This is a genomic window from Chryseobacterium sp. UNC8MFCol (genome assembly GCF_000482305.1).
Classification (GTDB): domain Bacteria; phylum Bacteroidota; class Bacteroidia; order Flavobacteriales; family Weeksellaceae; genus Chryseobacterium; species Chryseobacterium indologenes.
In genome coordinates this window covers 440,000-460,366 of sequence record NZ_AXUZ01000004.1, presented here as the reverse complement: position 1 = coordinate 460,366, position 20,367 = coordinate 440,000, and the positions used below count along the sequence as shown (strand labels likewise).

Here is a 20,367-nt window from a genome sequence, read left to right as displayed (position 1 = left end):
AATTAACTGCTATTGTTAGTATTTTTCGTAGTTTCAGGGAAAATATTAATACAATCCGATCTTGATGAATTCTGTTAAAACCTATACGCTTTTCACCGATGAAGATGTTTATCTTTTTAAAGAAGGAAGACATTATAAGCTGTATGACAAATTTGGAGTTCATTCTGCGGAAAAAGAAGGAAAAAAGGGAGTTTATTTTTCTGTTTGGGCACCCAATGCAAAGAAGGTTTCTGTTATTGGTAATTTTAATAACTGGAATCATAAAGACCATATTCTGTTTCCCAGATGGGATGAATCAGGAATCTGGGAAGGGTTTATTGAAGGCCTCACGTGGGGAACTTTGTACAAATATGCCATTGAAACGATAGGAGGTGAGATCCTGGAAAAAAGTGACCCTTATGCGGTGAGCTGGGAACAGAACATTCAGGCAGCTTCACTGGTTTCGACGACCTGGTATGAATGGAATGACCAGGAATGGATGGAGAACCGCTGGAAGAAAAATAATCTTGAAGCACCGATATCTGTGTACGAACTGCATCTTGGTTCCTGGATAAGAGATGAAGATAATCCTGAACGTTTTCTGAATTACCGGGACATCGCAGGCAGACTTGTGCCCTATGTGAAAGAAATGGGGTTTACCCACGTGGAATTGATGCCCGTTATGGAGTATCCCTATGAGCCGAGCTGGGGATACCAGATTACAGGTTTTTTTGCAGCAACCTCCCGTTTTGGATCCCCTCAGGATTTAATGTTTTTAATTGAGGAACTTCATCAAAACCATATTGGAGTAATCCTGGATTGGGTACCTTCCCATTTTCCGGGTGATGCTAACGGATTGTATCGCTTTGACGGTTCACATTTATATGAGCACGAAGATCCTAAAAGAGGATTTCACCCTGACTGGAAATCACATATTTTCAATTATGGTAAGAATGAAGTGAAATCTTTTCTGATTTCCAATGCGATGTTTTGGCTGGACCGTTATCATGCAGATGGTTTACGGGTAGATGCCGTCACCTCTATGCTTCATCTCGATTATTCAAGAAATGAAGGAGAATGGGAACCCAATATATATGGAGACAATGTAAATCTGGAAGCCAAAGCTTTTCTACAGGAATTCAATACGGCAGTATACAAAGAATTTGGAAACAATATTATAACCATTGCTGAAGAAAGTTCAGATTTTCCTTTACTCACAAAACCGGTTCACGATGGTGGAGTCGGTTTTGGCATGAAATGGATGATGGGATGGATGCACGACACCCTGGATTATTTTAAAGAAGATTTTGGCAATAGGAAATTCCATCATCATAAACTTACATTTGCTTCTATGTATATGTATAATGAAAATTACATAATGCCTTTGTCCCATGACGAAGTCGTACACGGAAAAGCAAGCTTAATTTATAAAATGAAAGGTGATGAATGGCAGAAGTTTGCCAATCTTCGTACCTTGTACGTATATATGTATACCCATCCCGGAGCGAAACTTCTATTCATGGGAGATGAATTCGGACAAACGGGTGAATGGAATTTTACGAAGAGTTTAGACTGGCATTTGCTGCAATATCCTGTACATAAAGGATTGCAGGATCTGGTAAAGGAGCTGAATCGCTTGTATACCACAGAACCGGCCTTTTATGAAAACCAATTTGATAAACACGGATTTGAATGGGTGGAAGCCGATGATCTTGAAAATTCAGTCTATGTATATGTAAGGAAGGGAAAAAGACGCGATGACCAACTGATGATCATTCTGAATCTGGCTCCAAAGGTATTGGATTATAAAATAGGTATTTCACAGGGGACACACTGGAAGGTTATTTTCAACTCTGATGCTGAACACTACAGTGGTAGTGGGGTAATGCCAGAAATCCTTGAAGAAAAATATGAAGAATGGCGTGGTCACCGGAAAACGATGACCATACAATTACCTCCGCTCGCTGGAATTATTTTAAGAAAGCATAAAGACAAAAAATATAAATTACACAGAATTAAACATAGAAGATAAAGCATGGTTATCTATCATTTAAGTACAGAATGTTATCCCGTAGCAAAAGTAGGAGGCCTTGCAGACGTTGTTGGGGCATTGCCGAAATATCAGAATAAGATAAAAAACATAGTGGCCAAGGTAGTAATGCCCTGGTATAATAAACCGTTTGTCTATGATCATGAATTTGAAGTGGTTTTTGACGGGTTTATTCATCAGGGACCCAATATGCTGCAGGTTCAGGTCATGAAAGAAAAAACAAATGTCTTGGGATTTGAATTATATATGGTGAAAATTCCGGGATTACTGGACAGGGATAATCCCTACGGCTATCAGGATGAAAGCTTCCAGTTCATTGCCTTTCAACATGGAGTATTGCATTGGCTGACGGCCATGAAAATTCGTCCTGATGTTTTACACTGCCATGATTACCATACCGGATTGGTGCCTTTCATGGTCGGAAATTGCCCTGAATTTGAATTCCTGAAAGGAGTAAAAACCATCGGAACAATCCATAATGGAGAATATCAGGGAATGATGAGCTGGAATATGGCAAATTATTTGCCTTCATTTGATCATTACAAATGGGGACTGCTGGATTGGAACGGATTGATCAATCCTTTGGCAAGTATGATTAAATGTGCTGATGCCTTTACCACAGTATCAGAGGGATATTTGGAAGAGCTTTTTGTAAGTTTCCGTGGTTTGGAAAGTCTGGTGCGTCAGGAATTCGGAAAAGCCTATGGAATTATTAATGGTATAGATACTGAAGTATGGAATCCTGAAACAGATCCGATGCTGGATTTTAATTTTAACAGTAAAAATGCCGTTCTCCAAAAGAAAAAAAATAAGGAAAAGCTTTGTAAAGAATATGGGCTGAAACCTGAACTTCCTTTATTTGCTTTTATCGGAAGATTTGCGAAAGAAAAAGGAGCAGACCTGTTGCCCGATGTTGTCTGGAGAAGTATCAAACAAAGCTATGGCGCTTTAAATATTATGATCCTCGGGTCAGGTAATACGTATATTGAGAATAAACTGAAAGAATATGATTATATCTACAGCAATTTTGCAGTAGATCTAGGCTATAAAGAACATCTTTCCCATAAAATCTATGCCTCAGCAGACTTTCTTTTGATGCCTTCGAGAGTAGAGCCTTGCGGGCTGAATCAGATGTACTCCATGAGATATGGTACTGTACCTGTAGTAAGATATACGGGAGGCCTGAGAGACACGGTAGAAGATATTTCAACCGGCGGTGCGGGTCTGAATTTTTCCTATCCCGGAGTAGATGATATTGTACATGCAATGAACAGAGCTTTGGCAATCTATCACCAGAAAGGAGTGATGGAAGACCTGATTCAAGCCAATATGAGCTTTGATTTTGCCTGGGAAAAATCTGCTGAAAAATACATGGCTTTATACAATAGTTAATATGATACGCGAGATTCTTCTTTTAGTCCTTATGTTAAGTATGATTTCTTGTACAACAACAAAGGAATTGACTGAGGAAAATAATATTCCCGGAGATGGCTCTTACTTTACCATTTTGTATTATGGATATCCAAATACAGAACGCCTGATACTTGCAGAGAGTATTTCTGAAAAATGGAAAATAAAATATGAGGAAGCGGCAGGCTGCGCTATCGATGGAAAAACAGAACGAAAAATAGAAGATAAAAATAGAAAAACCTACGCGAAAATAGAGAAGAAGTACGGTGAAGACTGGAAGATAAAATATGAGAAAGACATAATTGATGCAGGAATTGCACAAGCTGACATTATGGATATTCTGATTACCAATAAAACTTTCAGGGCAGAAATTGAAAAACACCATATAGAAATTGACGGCGTAGATAAAGAAGTATGGCCATTGAAGGAATCCGGAGTCTATCAAGTGAAAATCTATGGCTCTGATGAAAAAAATGAAAAAATAAATTGCTGTACTTTTCACGTAAACACCAAAAATAAAACTGTATATTTAATAAAATAAACACGCAAGATATTTATGAAACGAAACGTAATCTCCATTGTACTGGGAGGAGGCAGAGGGACAAGATTATTCCCGTTAACCTATTCGAGATCAAAACCGGCAGTACCGATTGCCGGAAAATACCGATTAGTGGATATCCCTATTTCAAATTGCTTGAATTCGGGATTGAATAAAATCCTGGTTCTGACCCAATTTAACTCAGCCTCATTAAATTCACATATTAAAAATTCCTACCACTTCGACATTTTCAGCAAGGGATTTGTAGATATTCTTGCTGCAGAACAAAATGTGGAAAACGAAAGCTGGTATCAGGGAACAGCTGATGCCGTTCGCCAGTCGATGAAGCATCTTGAAAAGTATGATTACGATTATATTTTGATCCTTTCCGGAGATCAGCTCTATCAGATGGATTTTAGAGAAATGCTGGACTTTCATATTGAACATGGGGGTGATCTTACCATCGCCACGATTCCTGTGAATGCAAAAGATGCAACCGGTTTTGGAATTTTGAAATCCGACGACGAAGGAAATATTACTTCTTTCTACGAGAAACCGGATTATGATATGCTGGAAGGCCTGAAATCTGAAGTATCCGACGCGAATAAGCATAAAGGAAAGGAGTTTCTCGCCTCTATGGGAATCTATATTTTTACCAGAAATATCCTGAAAAAGATGTTTGAAGAAGGGGCCGGTGATGATTTCGGAAAAGATATCATTCCAAGCTCAATCGGAAAATATAAAACATTAAGCTATCAATACGAAGGGTATTGGACGGATATCGGAACGATAGAATCATTCTACGAAGCCAATCTTGATCTTTGTCTTGATCTTCCCCAATTTAACCTGTTTTCGTCTTCTCCAATCTATACAAGAGCAAGAATGCTTCCGCCATCGAAAATTAATGGTTCTTATGTAAGTAAAGCAGTTTTCGGAGACGGATGTATCATCATGGCTGATAAAATAGAAAATTCAGTCATAGGAAACAGAACCCGTATCGATAAAGGAAGTACCATCGTAAATTCTTATGTAATGGGTGCGGATTTCTATCAGAATACAACCGAAATCGTCCTCAACGACAGAGCTGGCCGCCCCAATATGGGAATCGGAAAATACTGCTATATAGAAAAGGCAATCCTTGATAAAAACTGCTACATCGGCGACAATGTCAAAATCATCGGCGGCAAACATATTCCGGACGGCGATTATGGAACTCATTCTGTACAGGATGGTATTGTGGTGGTGAAGAAAGGTGCAGTACTGCCTGCCGGGACGCATATAGGATAATAGGTGGGGAAGCCGGAAGTTGCTGAAAAGTAATATAACTACAAGTTTTTATTTGCTGAATCTTAGCGAATCTGATAGCATAGGAATAATCTTAACCCAAACTATTAGATAAATTATAGGAATAACAGCACTTACAGCTTCCCTCATCCGTCTTTCAGCCTTTAAGCAGGTTAATTATTGTTAAACATACAACAAGAGTGATCAGCATATTGGTCACTTTTTTTATTTGTATTATTTTTGTGCGATGCGTATTTTTAAAATATTAACGGTAATTATTATTTTGCTTGGAGGTGCTTATGCTGCTTCCATGTATTATTTTGTAGATGAAAGCAAAAACTTTACGATCGAAAAAGAAGTCGATTATCCGGTTGAAAAAGTCTTTGCGCAGTTCAATAATCTGCAGAATTTTACTAGATGGAATAATTTCTTTTCAAGCTCACAGTCTATCGATATCGATTATTATACGCCCTATGAAGGGCAGGGAAGTGCCATCAGTTATGTAGATCCTAAAAATGATACCGATGGAGAAATGTTCATCAGGTATGAAAATCCCAATAAAACTTTAAAATATCAGCTTTTTGAAGATGAAAATGCCAATCCCACCCTGGTAGATGTCAAATTTAAACCAATCTCAGCAGAAAAGACCAGAATAACGTGGTATGTACATACTCCCAAACTTTCGGTCTGGAGAAGAGTTGAAAATTTCTGGACAGAAGATCGTTTTGCAGAAAATATTACCAAAAGCATGGTTAATCTGAAGAATGTTCTGGGTAACAAGGTTGAGAAAGACAATCTGATGGCAGCCATCAAATATGATAGCCTGATGGTGGAAAAAGATGAAGATATGCTTATTTTGGGGATTAATGTAAGTACCTCCAATAAGAAAGATGCCCTGTACAAAAATATCGTGATGAATTATAATAAAATCTATAATTTCGTTTCGATGGATCTTGGGAAAAAAGATGATGAATTCGGATATCCTGTGCTGATTACAGATGCCGATAATTATAAAGATAAAGAGGTGTCTTATTTCCTCGGAATTCCACTTTCCAAGAAAATCGGAGTCACGGACAATAATTTTAATTTTAGGACCATAAATCCGACAGAAAATTACGTGATGTACTACAAAGGAGGCTACGAGGGACGAATTAAGGCAATCCAGCAACTCATTCAGAAAGCCAAAAAAGATGAAATGCGCTTCGGAGATATCCGGCAAACGTTTATTGAGCGTCCTATGGAAGGTGAGCCTGTAAACGTAAAGCTCTCATTATCAGTATTTAAATAGTTTTTTGTAAATTAAATTTTTCCTAACTTTTTTTAACGGTTTTAGACTGTTCTAACTCGGTTTTTTTTATTAAATTTGAAGATTAATTCTACAAATAAATTTTAATAAATAGATAAACTGTAATAATGGACAGATTTTCATTCCTAAACGCAGCTCATTCTCAGTTAATTGAGGATTTATACCAACAGTACTTAAAATTCCCGGACTCCTTAGAACCATCATGGAAAGCCTTCTTTCAAGGCTTCGATTTTGCTTTGGAGAACTACGGAGATGACGATAACATTCAATTTATTCAGGCTTCGGCCAACACTGCTCCGGCAGTACAGCAAATCTCTCAGGCAGTATCAAACGGAGAGGTTCCTGAACACATCAAAAAAGAATTTAAGGTAGTAAACCTTATTGAGGCTTACAGAACGAGAGGGCACCTGTTTACAAAAACAAACCCGGTTAGAGAAAGAAGACACTATACTCCAACTTTAGATATCGAGAATTTCGGTCTTTCTAAAGAGGATTTAAATACAAAATTCAACTGCGCGGTAGAAACAGGAATGAAAGAGCCTGCTACACTGGCAGATCTGATTAAGCACTTGGAAAATATTTACTGCGATTCTATCGGAGTGGAATATACATACATCAACAATGTTGAAGAAAAAGATTTTATCAAGAGATGGCTTCAGGTAAACGAAAACCATCCCAATCTTTCTGCAAATGAAAAAACAGAAATTTTATTAAAATTAAATCAGGCTGTAGCCTTTGAAAATTATCTTCACACAAAATTTGTAGGACAAAAAAGATTCTCATTAGAAGGAGGTGAAACATTAATCCCGGCTTTAGATCAGCTGATCTCAAGATCTTCTCAACTTGGAGTGGATGAAGTCGTATTAGGTATGGCTCACAGAGGAAGATTGAATGTGCTTACCAATATTTTCGGTAAGTCTTACAAACAGATTTTCTCAGAATTTGAAGGTAAAGAATTCGAAGAAGATGTATTCTCCGGTGACGTTAAATATCACTTGGGATCTTCTAAAAAGATCAAAACGGCTTCAGGAGAAGAAGTTTGCATTAACCTTACACCAAACCCGTCTCACCTTGAAACGGTAGCAGCTCTTGTAGAAGGAATCTGCCGTGCAAAAGTAGACGACAAATATAAAGATTACTCTAAAGTATTGCCAATCATCATCCACGGTGATGGTGCTATTGCCGGTCAGGGTATTGCTTATGAAGTGGCTCAGATGATGACTCTGGAAGGATACAGAACAGGAGGTACCGTTCATATCGTTGTAAATAACCAGGTTTCATTTACCACCAACTACATGGATGCGAGATCTTCAACATATTGTACAGACATTGCAAAAGTTACAGAATCTCCTGTAATGCACGTAAATGCTGATGATGCTGAAGCTGTGGTTCATGCGATCCATTTTGCAGCTGATTTCAGAGCAAAATTCGGTAAAGATGTTTACATCGATCTTTTAGGATATAGAAAATACGGTCACAATGAAGGGGATGAGCCTAGATTTACTCAGCCGAACTTATATAAGACCATCTCAAAACACCCGAATCCAAGAGAAATTTATAAAGATAAATTACTTAAAGACAGCATTACTTCCAACGATGTGATCGCTAAAATGGAAACGGAATTTAAAGCGCTTTTAGATAAAGACTTTGACGCTTCTAAAGAGATCGAGAAAAACGTAATGGACCTGTTTATGGCAGATGATTGGGTAAATTATCCGATCGGAAAAAGAGGAGCAGTTCAACTACCGGTAGACACTAAATATGACTTAGCTAAATTGAAAGAATTAGCACTTAAAATGTCTACGCTTCCTGCTGATAAAAAATTCCTGAACAAAATTACAAGACTGTTTGAAAACCGTATCAAAGCTATTGAAGGAAATTCATTAGACTGGGCATTAGGAGAGTGGTTAGCTTATGCTACGCTTCTTGTGGAAGGTCACAACGTAAGAATCTCCGGAGAAGATGTGGAAAGAGGTACATTCTCTCACAGACATGCCGTTGTAAAAACAGAAGATACAGAAGAAGAATATATCCCGTTAAGACATGTTTCAGAAAGCAGATTTGATGTATTCAATTCTCACCTTTCAGAATACGGCGTTTTAGGTTTCGATTACGGATATGCAATGGCTTCTCCGAATACATTAACCATCTGGGAAGCTCAGTTCGGAGATTTTGTGAACGGTGCTCAGATTATCGTTGACCAGTACTTAGCGGCAGCTGAAGAAAAATGGAAAATCCAGGACGGATTGGTGATGTTGTTACCTCACGGTTCGGAAGGACAGGGAGCTGAACACTCTTCAGCAAGATTAGAGAGATTCCTTACCCTTTGTGCTAACGAGAACATGGTAGTCGCTAATATCACTTCTCCTGCCAACTATTTCCACTTATTGAGAAGACAGTTGAAATGGGCATTCAGAAAGCCGTTGGTAGTAATGAGCCCTAAATCTTTATTGAGACATCCTAAAGTAGTTTCTCCACTTGAAGATTTTGCAAACGGTTCATTCCAGCCTATCTTAGACGATCCTACTGCAGACCCTAAAAAAGTAGAAAAATTAGTTCTTTGTTCAGGTAAACTATACTTCGAATTATTAGCAAAGAAAGAAGAATTAAACTGTGAAAACATTGCCTTAGTAAGATTTGAGCAGTTATATCCACTTCAAACCGATGCTATCGAAGCGATCTTCAATAAATATGAAAACAGAAAAGAATTGGTATGGGCTCAGGAAGAACCTGAAAACATGGGAGCTTGGTCTTATATCTTAAGAAACTTCAGAGATACAGGAATCCAGGTAATCTCTCCGGTACCAAGCGGTGCTCCTGCTCCGGGTAGCCACAAAATGTTTGAGAAAAACCAGAATGCAGTGATCAACAGAGTTTTCGACAGAGATGATGCTCCTGCAAAAAGACCCGTTACAGCTTAATTTAAATAATAATCAGTTAAAAAATAAAAAATACTCGATATGTCAGTTTTAGAAATGAAAGTTCCTTCACCGGGCGAATCAATTACAGAAGTTGAAATTGCAACTTGGCTTGTAAAAGATGGTGATTATGTAGAAAAAGATCAACCTATCGCCGAAGTGGATTCAGATAAAGCAACTCTTGAATTGCCTGCAGAACAAAGTGGTGTTATCACTTTAAAAGCAGAAGAAGGTGATGTAGTACAAGTAGGTCAGGTAGTTTGTTTAATTGATATGGATGCTGCAAAACCAGCAGGTAGTGCACCGGCTGCCGAAGCTCCAAAACAGGAAGAAGCTCCGAAAGCTGCTGAGCCTGCTAAACAAGAAGCTCCGAAGCCAGCTGCTCCGGTTGCTGCTGCTACACAAACTTACGCTACTGGAGCTCCATCTCCTGCTGCTAAGAAAATCCTTGACGAAAAAGGAGTTGATGCAGGACAGGTTTCAGGAACAGGAAGAGACGGAAGAATCACTAAGACTGATGCTGAATTGGCAGCAGTTCCTGCTTTAGGAGGAAGCCCTCTTACCGCTACAGGTTCAAGATCTACTACAACGACTAAACTTTCAGTTTTAAGAAGAAAAATCGCTCAGAGATTAGTTTCTGTGAAGAATGAAACAGCGATGTTAACAACGTTTAACGAAGTTGACATGTCTGAAATCTTCAGATTAAGAAAGCAATATAAAGAAGAATTTGCTCAGAAACACGGAGTAGGACTTGGCTTTATGTCTTTCTTTACAAAAGCAGTGACAAGAGCATTACAAATGTATCCGGACGTAAACGCATCTATTGACGGAGACTTCAAAGTAAACTATGACTTCTGCGATATTTCAATCGCTGTTTCTGGTCCTAAAGGATTAATGGTTCCTGTATTGAGAAATGCAGAAAACATGTCTTTCAGCGCTGTAGAAGCAAACATTAAAGACCTTGCTGTAAAAGTAAGAGACGGTAAAATTACTGTTGATGAGATGACTGGTGGTACTTTCACGATTACAAACGGTGGTACTTTCGGTTCTATGATGTCTACACCAATCATCAACCCTCCTCAATCTGCAATCCTTGGAATGCACAACATCATCCAGAGACCGGTTGCTGTTGACGGGCAGGTAGTCATCAGACCAATGATGTACGTGGCCATGTCTTATGACCACAGAATTATCGACGGTAAAGAGTCTGTAGGATTCCTTGTTGCGGTAAAAGAAGGTATCGATAACCCGGTTGAAATACTATTGGGAGGCGATGAAAGAAAAGGCCTTGGATTATAGTTTTAATAAAATTATAATATAAATATACAATCTCGCCTTAAAAAGGGCGAGATTTTTGTATCTGTTAAGGAAATACAATTATGATGTTCTCAAAAATGACTTCTAATATCAAAGTTTCAGTAATACCTGAATATGATAGTAAAAACAGTTATCCATCCGAAAACCGCTATGTTTTCAAATATAACATAACTATAGAAAACGACGGAGGCTTTCCAATAAAAGTATTAAAAAGAAAATGGTTAATCTTTGACGTAGGATTTGGATATACAGAGATTATAGGAGATGGCGTTATCGGCCTTACTCCTGAAATAGGAACCAGCGAAAATTTTGCTTATTTTTCTAATGTAATGCTTCGCTCGGGAGTAGGAAACATGAGTGGAAAATACCTGGTTAAAAATATGGAGACGCAGGAAACTTTTGAGATTGATATCCCGAAATTCAATCTGTTGTCTGAAGTTTTAAGTAATTAATAGCTTTATTAATCAATGATTGGTACAGATAATGGAACCCGGGTCCGTTACCTCTATTATTTAAAGCTTTTTGATTTTCGCTTTCATATACTCATTCACTTCATCATTACTGGTGAGGAAGAGTCTCTCAAAAGCCAATAGCGATATTTTGGCACATACTTCTGCATCAGCTCCGGCCCTGTGGTGGTTGAAATCAATCTTATGATATTCTGCTAATGGTTTCAGTCCGTATTTTGGAAGGTAATTCCATGATTTCTTTGCTAATTGAATGCTGCACAGGTAATTTAAACTGGGAGTAAACATTCCATAATGCTCAAGACAACCCCTTAAAACAGAAGCATCAAATCCGGCATTATGCGCGATCATTAAACTGCCATACATCATATCCTGAGCTTCATACCATATTTCATCAAAGGTTGGCGCATCCTTCACGTCTTCCGGCTGTATGCCATGTACAGCAATATTAAACTTATTGAAATAAGGAAAGCTAGGCGGTTTGATAAGCCATGTTCTGGTCTCAACAATTTTAGAATCCTGAACAATACAAATACCCATTTCGCACGCAGAACTTTTCTCGTGAGTAGCTGTTTCAAAATCTATTGCGCAGAAATCCATTTTTGTAAGTTTTTTTTACGGGTTCTCCAGTTCAATGTTAATGTTCATAATGGTTATGAGTTGCATCATTTTTTGAAGTCAATTATTTACCGCCTAAAAAATGTTTAAAAATCAACCATTTTGATTGATAGAATTTTTCTTTTTGGTTTTTCTGACGGAGCTTCCAGGTTCCGGGAAGTTGTGCATAAAAGCCGAAATGAGCTCTTACAACGGCCCAGAGATGCGGAAAGCCATTCTTTAATCCAAAATAAATTCCCGCTACTCCGTCCAGGCAAAGCCTGAAAAAAATCAACCCTACTAATTCAGGAAAAGGAAGGTTTTTAAGCATCATTGAAAGATTATTTCTGATATTGAGATAAGTCTTTTGGGCGCTCTGTTTGTTTAATGTTCCTCCTCCTACATGATATATTGTAGATTTTCCGGTATAAAAAATCTTTTTTCCTGAATTAATCAGCCGCCAGCACAGGTCAATTTCTTCCTGATGGGCAAAAAATCGTTCATCAAAACCATTTTGTTCCCAAAAGTCTTTGGATCTGATAAAGAAACTACATCCCGATGCCCAGAAAATTTCTGTCTCATCGTTATACTGCCCTTTATCTTCCTCCACCTCTTCAAAGACTCTTCCTCTGCAATACGGATAGCCCAGATTGTCAATCAATCCTCCGGCAGCACCTGCAAATTCGAAATATTTTTTATCAGAATAAGATAAAATTTTAGGCTGAATAGCTGAAATAGAGGCATCTTTTTCAAATAATTCTACAACAGGTTCAATCCAGTTTTCTGTCACTTCCACATCCGAATTCAGAAGACAATAGAATTCATTTTTTATAGATCTCAATCCTTCATTATAACCACCGGCAAAACCGTAGTTTTTATCATTTTTAATAACTTTTACCGTAGGAAATTTCGTTGTAAGAAATGCTACCGAATCATCCGTTGAAAGGTTATCAATCACATAAATATCTGCATTCTGAGAATATTGAACCACACTTGGAAGAAATTTTTCAAGCCAGTTTTTACCGTTCCAGTTTAAGATGGCAATTGCCAGTTTTTTCTGCATGTATATCAACTATTTTTTATCAGAATCGTAGGTTTTAATAGAATCCTGATATTTCCATTTTCTGTGTGACCACAGATAATTGTCGGGATATTTATGTAAAGTGTTTTCTAATAATTTGTGAAATTTCTTTACCACTTCATTTTCTGTAAACTTTTCGTTATCCGGATATATTCTGTGATAATTAACCTGGTAATAACCACGTTTAACTTTCTTCATCTCACAATAAATGAAGGCCAGATCCATCCTGGTAGCCAGTTTATCATAACCGATGAAAGCAGGAGTTCTTTGATTTAAAAACTCTAAACCATAGGTGACGTGGGAGAAATGTGGGGTCTGATCTGCTACAAACATATAAGCAGCATCTCCATTGTTCTGAGATCTGAAAATATGTCTGATAACTTCGTTAGCTTCCAGAGCTTCATTCCCGAATTTATTTCGGACCTTCTTCATCTGATTTTCCCAAAAATCACTGTTCACTTTTCTGTAAACAGGATGACAGTGTGCCTGGGGAATGATGGTTGCCAGTGCATTAATCCATTCCCAGTTAAAAACATGGCCGGCCAGTAAAATAATATTTTTACCTTCCTGCTTAGCCTCATGAAACAGATCCTGATTGATATGCTGCATTCTTACCCGGGCCTCGGTCTCAGAAATACTGAAAGATTTTATAGTTTCTACCAGATAATCTGAAAAATTCAGATAAAACTTTTTGCGGATTTTTCTGATTTCTTCTTCTGATTTGTCTGGAAAAGAATTTCTTAGATTCTGGGTGATCACCTTTTTTCTGTACCCTACCAGATAATAGTTGAGGAAGAAGATAACATCCGAAAAAATGTACAATATCTTTAGCGGAAGTTTGGAGATGAAAAATAATATTTTGATTAGGAATTTCATAAAACAGGCAAATTTAGTGATAATAAAATTATGGTTCTATTTTTGCAGAGGGATAAATATTATTTTTTTATTTTTATGTTATGAAAAAAATGACAATATTAGCGTTCCTGGGTTTAAGTTTTTTCGCTTTTTCACAGGATGTAAAGAATACACCGGACAATGGGAAGCAAAAGAATGCTCTTATTGTACCGACAGAACAAACTGAATTAGAGGCGAAAAAGAAAGCAGGTGAAGAAAAAGCCAAACTTCCTAAGCCTTACAATCCTAAAGCAGATGCCCAGGCAGATATCAATAAATTAGTAGCTAAGGCAAAGAAAGAAGGGAAAAATATTATGATTCAGGCAGGAGGAAACTGGTGTATCTGGTGCCTTCGTTTTAATAATTTTGTGCAGACAACTCCTGAATTGAAGGAATTGGTAGATAAAAATTACTTATACTATCACCTGAATTTCTCGCCGGATAACAAAAATGAAAAAGTTTTTGCACAGTATGGCAATCCTGGTGATAAATTTGGATATCCGGTCTTTATCGTGTTGGATAAAAACGGAAAAATGATTAAAGTTCAGCAGAGTGATGTTTTTGAGGACGGAAAAGGATACAGTTTAGAAAAGGTTAAAGCATTCTTTAATGAATGGATACCTAAAGCATAAAAATTACAAAGGTTGTTTCTACTGGAAGCAACCTTTTTTATTATCCAAAGACCTGTGGAATCTGTTAGAACCGCAAAAGCTTTCTGATCCAGCTTAATTTTTTCTCAGAATACGGCGGATATTTGATATTGGGTTCGCCCCATGTTGCTTTTTCCAGAACAGATTTCTGATGTGAAAAAGTTTCAAAACCATATTTCCCGTGATAACTTCCTATTCCTGAACTTCCAACGCCACCAAAAGGTAAATTGTCATTGCTTAAATGCATGACACAATCATTGATACAGCCTCCTCCAAAAGAAAGTTTTCGGGTGAATATTTCTTTTTCTTCTGAATTTTTGGTGAATAAATAGGCGGCAAGCGGTTTTTCCTGTTCGGAAACGGTATTGATTGCAATAGTAAAGTTTTTAAAGCTGATAACCGGCAGGATAGGACCAAAGATTTCCTCCTCCATTACAGGATCTTCCCAATGGATATGATTCAGGATGGTAGGTTCAATATAAAGCTTTTCTTCATCATAACTACCTCCAAAATATACCTTTTCCCTATCGATGAGATCAGTGAGTCGGTGAAAGTTTTTCTTGTTTATAATTCTGGTATACTGCGCTGAATCGGGACTGTAATTGAATTCTTTGATGTATTTCCTGAGCATTTCCAGAAACTGTTCCTGAATGCTTTCCTCAACTAGAAGATAGTCGGGAGCAACGCAGGTTTGTCCGGCATTGAGAAATTTTCCCCACACAATTCTTTTGGCAGCCGTTTCAAGATGGGCTTCTTTGGAAACAATAGCCGGGGATTTCCCACCTAATTCAAGTACTACAGGAGTTAAATGTTCTGCAGCAGCTTTGTATACAATTTTTCCGACCTTGGTACTTCCGGTAAAGAATATTTTGTCAAATTTCAATGTTAAAAGGGCAGTGGTCTCATCAATGCCTCCTTCATATACATACAGATATTCAGACGGGAAATTTTCATTGATGATTTTTGAAAGCGCTTTCATTGTATTTTCAGCAACTTCACTGGGTTTAAGAATACAGCAGTTTCCTGCGGCAATGGCGGCAATGATGGGTGAAAGGGAAAGCTGATAAGGATAGTTCCATGCTCCGATTACCAGAATACAGCCCAAAGGGTCCGCATAGATTTTACTGTTTCCGAGTTGATTGACAATATTGGTGCTTACTTTCTTAGGTTTTGCAAGAGATTTTAAATTTTTCAGGTAATAATCAATATCATTCAGGATAAAAGAAATTTCTGTAGTAAATGTATCAAATTTAGACTTGCCAAAATCTTTATGAATAGCTTCACACAGAAGATCTTCATTTGAAATGATAAGATTTTTGAGTTTTTCAAGATACATTTTGCTAAAGGCCAGACTCTTGGTTTGCTGAGTCTTGAAAAATTCTCTCTGACTCTGTAAAATTTTTTCAATTTCCATACGTAAGCTTTTGTTTTTTAACGTAAATCCTGATGTGATAGTATTGATTGAGAGAAGCAACAAGAAATCGGCCAAAGTGCATAGTGCTGCAAGATGGGAGCGCGAGGCTGGACGTTTTTTTTGATGTTGGTATATTGTCGGTTATTGTAAGAAAATAATTGTACGCTTGATTACTTCCGGCGTACGGTTTCATTCTTTTACATAATATTCCTTACGGCTATTTTTACCGGATGATAAAGCAGCAGCAGAAGAGCAGTTATGAATGCCAGCCAGAATAATCCTGTAAAAATTTCCATATTTGAGAGCAGGATAGATTGAGCGGTTATTTTTGCTTTAAAAGCTCCCGCGGTCATCGATAAGGATTCATTCACCGGTAATTTTGAAATCTGGGTACCGAAAAGCTGATTCCACTGACTATAAAAAACGGGATTGGTATCGGTAAGATTGAAGCTCAAAACATCAGAATGTTTTAACGTTAAAAATAACATTAGGTTTTGCATGAGGGCATACCCAATCGCTGTTGCCCAGAAGCGGGTAGTGGTACCCATTGCGCTGGCATTAGCTACATATTCCTCAGGCATACCGGAAATCAGGAAGAATACCAAGGGCGTAAATAATAATCCCTGCGCAATTCCCTGCAAAAATAGCGGCGGACATATCGTACTGAGTGTCGTATCAGGATAAAAAGTATATGTAAACCATGCACAATCTATAGCCAGCAAAAGGAATCCGGTAAAGAAAACAATTCTGGAAGAAATTCCACGTACCAGACAAAATGCTGATAAAAGGACGCCAAGCAATGTTCCCGCAACATTCCAGTACTGGATGTTCACAATATAATCCCACGGCCATTTCCAAACGGTTGCCATAATGCTGTACACATTATTTAACCCCGAACGGATGAGATAGAAAATAAAAAACAGAATCATTCCTACAATCACATTTTTAGAGCTGAAAACTTCATAATGGAATAAAGGCCGTTTTGAATTCCTTTGTTTCAACATAAATAAACCTCCTGAAATCAGAAATATAAACACGCAGATTATAATAGTGTCGGACTCCAGCCACATCAGCCTCTTTCCATATACGATAGCATAAGCCCCGGATTGCAGGCAGGCCCACAACAAAAACCAACTTGGAATATCCATCTGATATAAGGGCTTTTTCGGGAAAAAGCGATTTTTGTTGAAAATAACAAATCCAAGAATCAGAACAAAAACATGGAAATATGCCATCATCAGAATCATATGCTGATAGTCATAATCCTGAATGCTCGATTTGAGCAGAGTGGTAGTCACCGTGCCTCCGGTAAGCATGAGAGAATACATAAAAAGGTAGGCAATCACTTTGGCGTGGCGTGTTTTTAATTCTGCGATTATCAAAGGCAAAAAGATAGCGCCTTCCAGCAAACCAAAAAATCCTTCCAGAAACCGGATGACCAGGATGACATGATAGTCATGGGTGACCGATAAGATGTACAGGAGAATGACGGAAACGGAAGACATCAGCAGAACATAATACTTCACGCTGAAATAGGACATAAAACGCTGTAAAACCAAAAGGGTAACTACGAATGTTCCATACATCAGCATCATCAGATATTGGATATCGTCTGAATCCACATCCATAAAAGAAGACGTGAAGGCACTATTGGAATGCAGCAATGACAACAGCATGATGTGCGGAAATAACGCCAGAATAAGAAGTGGCAGTTTCAGCCATTGCGGTAACCATTTATGATAAACTGTATTGTGTTGCATAGATTTGTGTAAATAGCTAATGAGGCTAAGGAAGCCGGGAAAGCAAATTGTTGTTGTTAATTTTGCTTTAAAAAAATGCGAAAAGACAAAAAAGCAAAGAGTAAAAGTAAAAGGTAAAATGGCAAATATGCGTAAGAAAAAATTAGCAGATTCGCTATTTTGCAGTCTTGTCCTTTCGCGGAAAAATTATTATATCTGAAGATTTGAAAATGAATTGATTTGCCATTTTTGATGACGAGTAAATTCACCTTTAAGTTTTTTACGATTTTCAGAATCTTAAGTTTGAGCTGAGATTAATAGTTCAAATAAATTTTTCAATAATTTAAACACGCATTCGAATAAAATAATTTGTATTCATCCTTTCCTCCTCAAATTATATTTTCTTTGCGCTCACCAGAACATTCATTCCGGAGAGTAGTTTTTCGTTCTCTTTATTATGATCAAGAATAATTTTTACAGGAAATCTCTGCTCTATTTTCACGAAGTTTCCTGTCGCATTATCCGGTTTAACCAAAGAAAACTGTGATCCGGAAGCAGGTGATACGGAAATAATTTTTCCTTTGAATTCGATACCCGGATAGGCATCTGCGGTAATGATAACTTCCTGTTTCTGGTCAATCTGTCCAAGTTGGGTTTCTTTATAATTGGCAATAATCCATTTTTCTTTGCTTACCATCTGCACCAAAGCCTGACCTTCTTTGATCAGCTGGCCTTCCTGGATTGTTTTTTTGCCTACCCATCCGTCATAAGGAGCTGTGATAACCGTATAAGAAAGAAATAGCCTGGCATTGTTCAGGCTAGCAGAGCTTTGCTGAATCTGGCTTTTGGCTGGCGCTACTTTTGTTTGCTGCTCACTGGCACCTGCTCTTACTGCATTTTTTTGTTGCTCTAATGCCATCAGGTTGGCTTTTGACTGTTCGTAAGAAGCTTTTACATTTTCAAATTCCTGCTCAGTGGCAGCATCTTCTGCCAACAGGTTTTTATATCTTTTAAAATCCTGCTCTGTTCTCCAGATATCAATTTTTGCAGAGGCAATCCTGGCATCGATAATTTTGGTGTCACTTTCTTTTGTATTGACACTGCTTTGTATCGTAGTAATATTTTCAGTATTGGCGCTCAGGCTGGCTTCTGCCATATGCACCTGATTGATAAATTCCCTGTTGTCTATCACAACCAGGGTATCACCTTTGTGAACGAACTGATTTTCGTTGAATTTTATTGTTTTAATAAACCCTGAAACCTTACTGGAAACAGGTGTAATATACTGTTCGATCTGTGCATCGTTGGTGGTCACATTCTTTCTTGAAAAAAGATAAAAACTTATCATTCCCGTGACGCCGCTGATGATCAGGATCCAGGCGAGTAAACTAATCGTCTTATTGATTCTTTTTTCCTTTTGTGTCAGTTGTTTCTGTGCCATAGTTTTTATAAGTTTCCAATCGTATATTGGAGTTGATAGTATTTTAGTTGTCTGTTGATTTTTACGGAAATAAGGTTGGATTCTGCTTCCAGATAAGCGTTGTCTGCATCTATAAGTTCAGTGATAAGGCTTAATTTATTAGCGTATTTTGTTCTTACAATACGGTAATTTTCCTTTGCCTGGCTGATGGCTTCTTCCGCTATAGCTACCTTCTGATCAGTTTCTTCAAACTTTTTATACGCTTCGTACACCTGATGTCTGATCTTTTCCTCATTCTCCTCGATCTGAAGTTTTGCCAAATCAATATTTTCTCTGGCTTCCTGCATTTTAAACTTGTTTTTATACAGGTTTTCGATAGGATAGGTGAGATTCACTCCAATCATACCCAGGCGATAAGCATAAGGTTCAGGGGGAAAGAACATCATATTCGGATACTTTAAAAAATATTCTCCGCCGGCTGTAATTTTAGGAAGATAGTTGGCTTTTGTGATCTTCCGATCCAGTTCTTTGAGAGAGAGGTTTTTGTGCGTAATTCCAACCGATTCATTTTTGTTTAAGGCGATTTCCGTCAATTTCTCAATGAAAGGGATGGTCGTTTTATCAGAAATAAGATCTTCGGTGTTGACGTGCATTTCCTGGTTTTCCGGAAGGGCCAGAATGGTTTTCAGTTTGTGTTCCACAATCTGAATATCATTATCCAGTTCTGTCCAGCTCATTTTGTGATTGGAGAGTTGTAATGACGTTCTCAGCACTTCATTCACTGTTACCACACCATTAGCTTTCAGAGCTTTTACCTGTTTGATATTGACAGAATCTTCTTTCATTTTATCACTGATAAGGTGCTGTTGTTCTTTTAAATGATGGATTTGAAGGAAAGCGGTAATGATTTCCATTGTAAGCTGTCTTTCATCCAGATGGGTCTTTAAAGAAGAGATTTCCGTATCAATAGCGGCTTTTTTCTCTGTGTTTTTGATTTTTCCGCCCATATACACCGGAATAGAAGCGGATAAGGTAAAATCATACATGGCATTGATGGCGTTGTATGTCGTGGCTTTATTAAAAACACCGTCCTGGTGTTGATAAAGATTTGTCACCTGCATATAGCTCGTATGAAACTCAATGTCCGGTAGTTTTTCCATTTTGAGATCTTTCTCTCTGGTAACGGACATTTCCTGCTTAAGATGACTTATCTTGATGTTTTTGTTGTTTTGGAGCCCAATTTCTACAGCCTGCTTCAGGCTGAGATACTGGTAATCGATCATCTGTGTGTAAAAATGGTTGC

At 37.8% G+C, this 20,367-nt stretch carries 16 protein-coding genes; 9 read left to right on the top strand and 7 right to left on the bottom strand.

Annotated elements, in window-relative coordinates; genetic code table 11:
• Positions 1-64: 64 nt before the first annotated feature.
• The 8 genes from glgB (at position 65) to apaG (ending at position 11,254) form a co-directional block, all read left to right on the top strand.
• The gene (gene glgB / locus M030_RS0105370) at positions 65-2,011 is read left to right on the top strand and encodes a 1,4-alpha-glucan branching protein GlgB (RefSeq protein WP_027372553.1); all 1,947 of its coding nucleotides are present in this window, start codon (positions 65-67) and stop codon (positions 2,009-2,011) included.
• Positions 2,012-2,014: 3 nt separating this feature from the next.
• The gene (locus M030_RS0105365; protein ID WP_027372552.1) at positions 2,015-3,421 is read left to right on the top strand and encodes a glycogen synthase; all 1,407 of its coding nucleotides are present in this window, start codon (positions 2,015-2,017) and stop codon (positions 3,419-3,421) included.
• Position 3,422: 1 nt separating this feature from the next.
• Positions 3,423-3,980 (top strand): hypothetical protein, encoded by a 558-nt coding sequence (locus M030_RS0105360; protein WP_155860236.1) that lies wholly within the window; start codon positions 3,423-3,425, stop codon positions 3,978-3,980.
• 15 nt (positions 3,981-3,995) lie between these two features.
• Positions 3,996-5,264 carry a glucose-1-phosphate adenylyltransferase gene (locus tag M030_RS0105355; RefSeq protein ID WP_027372550.1) on the top strand — a complete coding sequence of 423 codons (1,269 nt, stop codon included), beginning with the start codon at positions 3,996-3,998 and terminating at the stop codon, positions 5,262-5,264.
• Between the two features lie 244 nt (positions 5,265-5,508).
• Positions 5,509-6,549, top strand: a complete 1,041-nt coding sequence (locus M030_RS0105350) for an SRPBCC family protein (protein WP_027372549.1) — start codon at positions 5,509-5,511, stop codon at positions 6,547-6,549.
• Between the two features lie 125 nt (positions 6,550-6,674).
• Positions 6,675-9,488, top strand: a complete 2,814-nt coding sequence (locus M030_RS0105345) for a 2-oxoglutarate dehydrogenase E1 component (protein WP_027372548.1) — start codon at positions 6,675-6,677, stop codon at positions 9,486-9,488.
• A 39-nt stretch (positions 9,489-9,527) separates the two neighbouring features.
• Positions 9,528-10,784, top strand: a complete 1,257-nt coding sequence (gene odhB, locus M030_RS0105340) for a 2-oxoglutarate dehydrogenase complex dihydrolipoyllysine-residue succinyltransferase (protein WP_027372547.1) — start codon at positions 9,528-9,530, stop codon at positions 10,782-10,784.
• 95 nt (positions 10,785-10,879) lie between these two features.
• Positions 10,880-11,254, top strand: coding sequence for a Co2+/Mg2+ efflux protein ApaG (apaG, locus tag M030_RS0105335; RefSeq protein WP_227533069.1), 375 nt, complete (start codon positions 10,880-10,882; stop codon positions 11,252-11,254).
• Positions 11,255-11,314: 60 nt separating this feature from the next.
• Here apaG and M030_RS0105330 read toward each other — a convergent pair whose 3' ends face one another.
• From M030_RS0105330 to M030_RS0105320, 3 genes are all read right to left on the bottom strand, one after another.
• A complete protein-coding gene (locus M030_RS0105330; RefSeq protein WP_027372545.1) occupies positions 11,315-11,869 on the bottom strand; it encodes a 3'-5' exonuclease in 555 nt (184 codons plus the stop codon).
• An 82-nt stretch (positions 11,870-11,951) separates the two neighbouring features.
• On the bottom strand, positions 11,952-12,929 hold the full coding sequence (locus M030_RS0105325; RefSeq protein WP_027372544.1) for a glycosyltransferase family 2 protein: 978 nt from the start codon (positions 12,927-12,929) through the stop codon (positions 11,952-11,954).
• Between the two features lie 9 nt (positions 12,930-12,938).
• A complete protein-coding gene (locus M030_RS0105320) occupies positions 12,939-13,823 on the bottom strand; it encodes a lysophospholipid acyltransferase family protein (protein WP_027372543.1) in 885 nt (294 codons plus the stop codon).
• A gap of 80 nt (positions 13,824-13,903) precedes the next feature.
• Here M030_RS0105320 and M030_RS0105315 point away from each other — a divergent pair, with 80 nt between their 5' ends.
• Entirely contained in the window at positions 13,904-14,473 is a 570-nt protein-coding gene (locus M030_RS0105315; RefSeq protein ID WP_027372542.1) for a thioredoxin family protein, read from the top strand.
• A 64-nt stretch (positions 14,474-14,537) separates the two neighbouring features.
• Here the strand turns inward: M030_RS0105315 and M030_RS0105310 are convergent, their stop codons facing one another.
• The 4 genes from M030_RS0105310 to M030_RS0105290 all read right to left on the bottom strand — a co-directional run bounded on the left by M030_RS0105310 (position 14,538) and on the right by M030_RS0105290 (position 20,347).
• Positions 14,538-15,905 (bottom strand): aldehyde dehydrogenase, encoded by a 1,368-nt coding sequence (locus M030_RS0105310; protein ID WP_027372541.1) that lies wholly within the window; start codon positions 15,903-15,905, stop codon positions 14,538-14,540.
• Positions 15,906-16,102: 197 nt separating this feature from the next.
• Entirely contained in the window at positions 16,103-17,665 is a 1,563-nt protein-coding gene (locus M030_RS0105305) for an MFS transporter (RefSeq protein ID WP_027372540.1), read from the bottom strand.
• Positions 17,666-18,038: 373 nt separating this feature from the next.
• On the bottom strand, positions 18,039-19,085 hold the full coding sequence (locus M030_RS0105295; RefSeq protein WP_027372538.1) for an HlyD family secretion protein: 1,047 nt from the start codon (positions 19,083-19,085) through the stop codon (positions 18,039-18,041).
• Positions 19,086-19,090: 5 nt separating this feature from the next.
• A complete protein-coding gene (locus tag M030_RS0105290) occupies positions 19,091-20,347 on the bottom strand; it encodes a TolC family protein (protein WP_027372537.1) in 1,257 nt (418 codons plus the stop codon).
• Positions 20,348-20,367 lie beyond the last annotated feature (20 nt).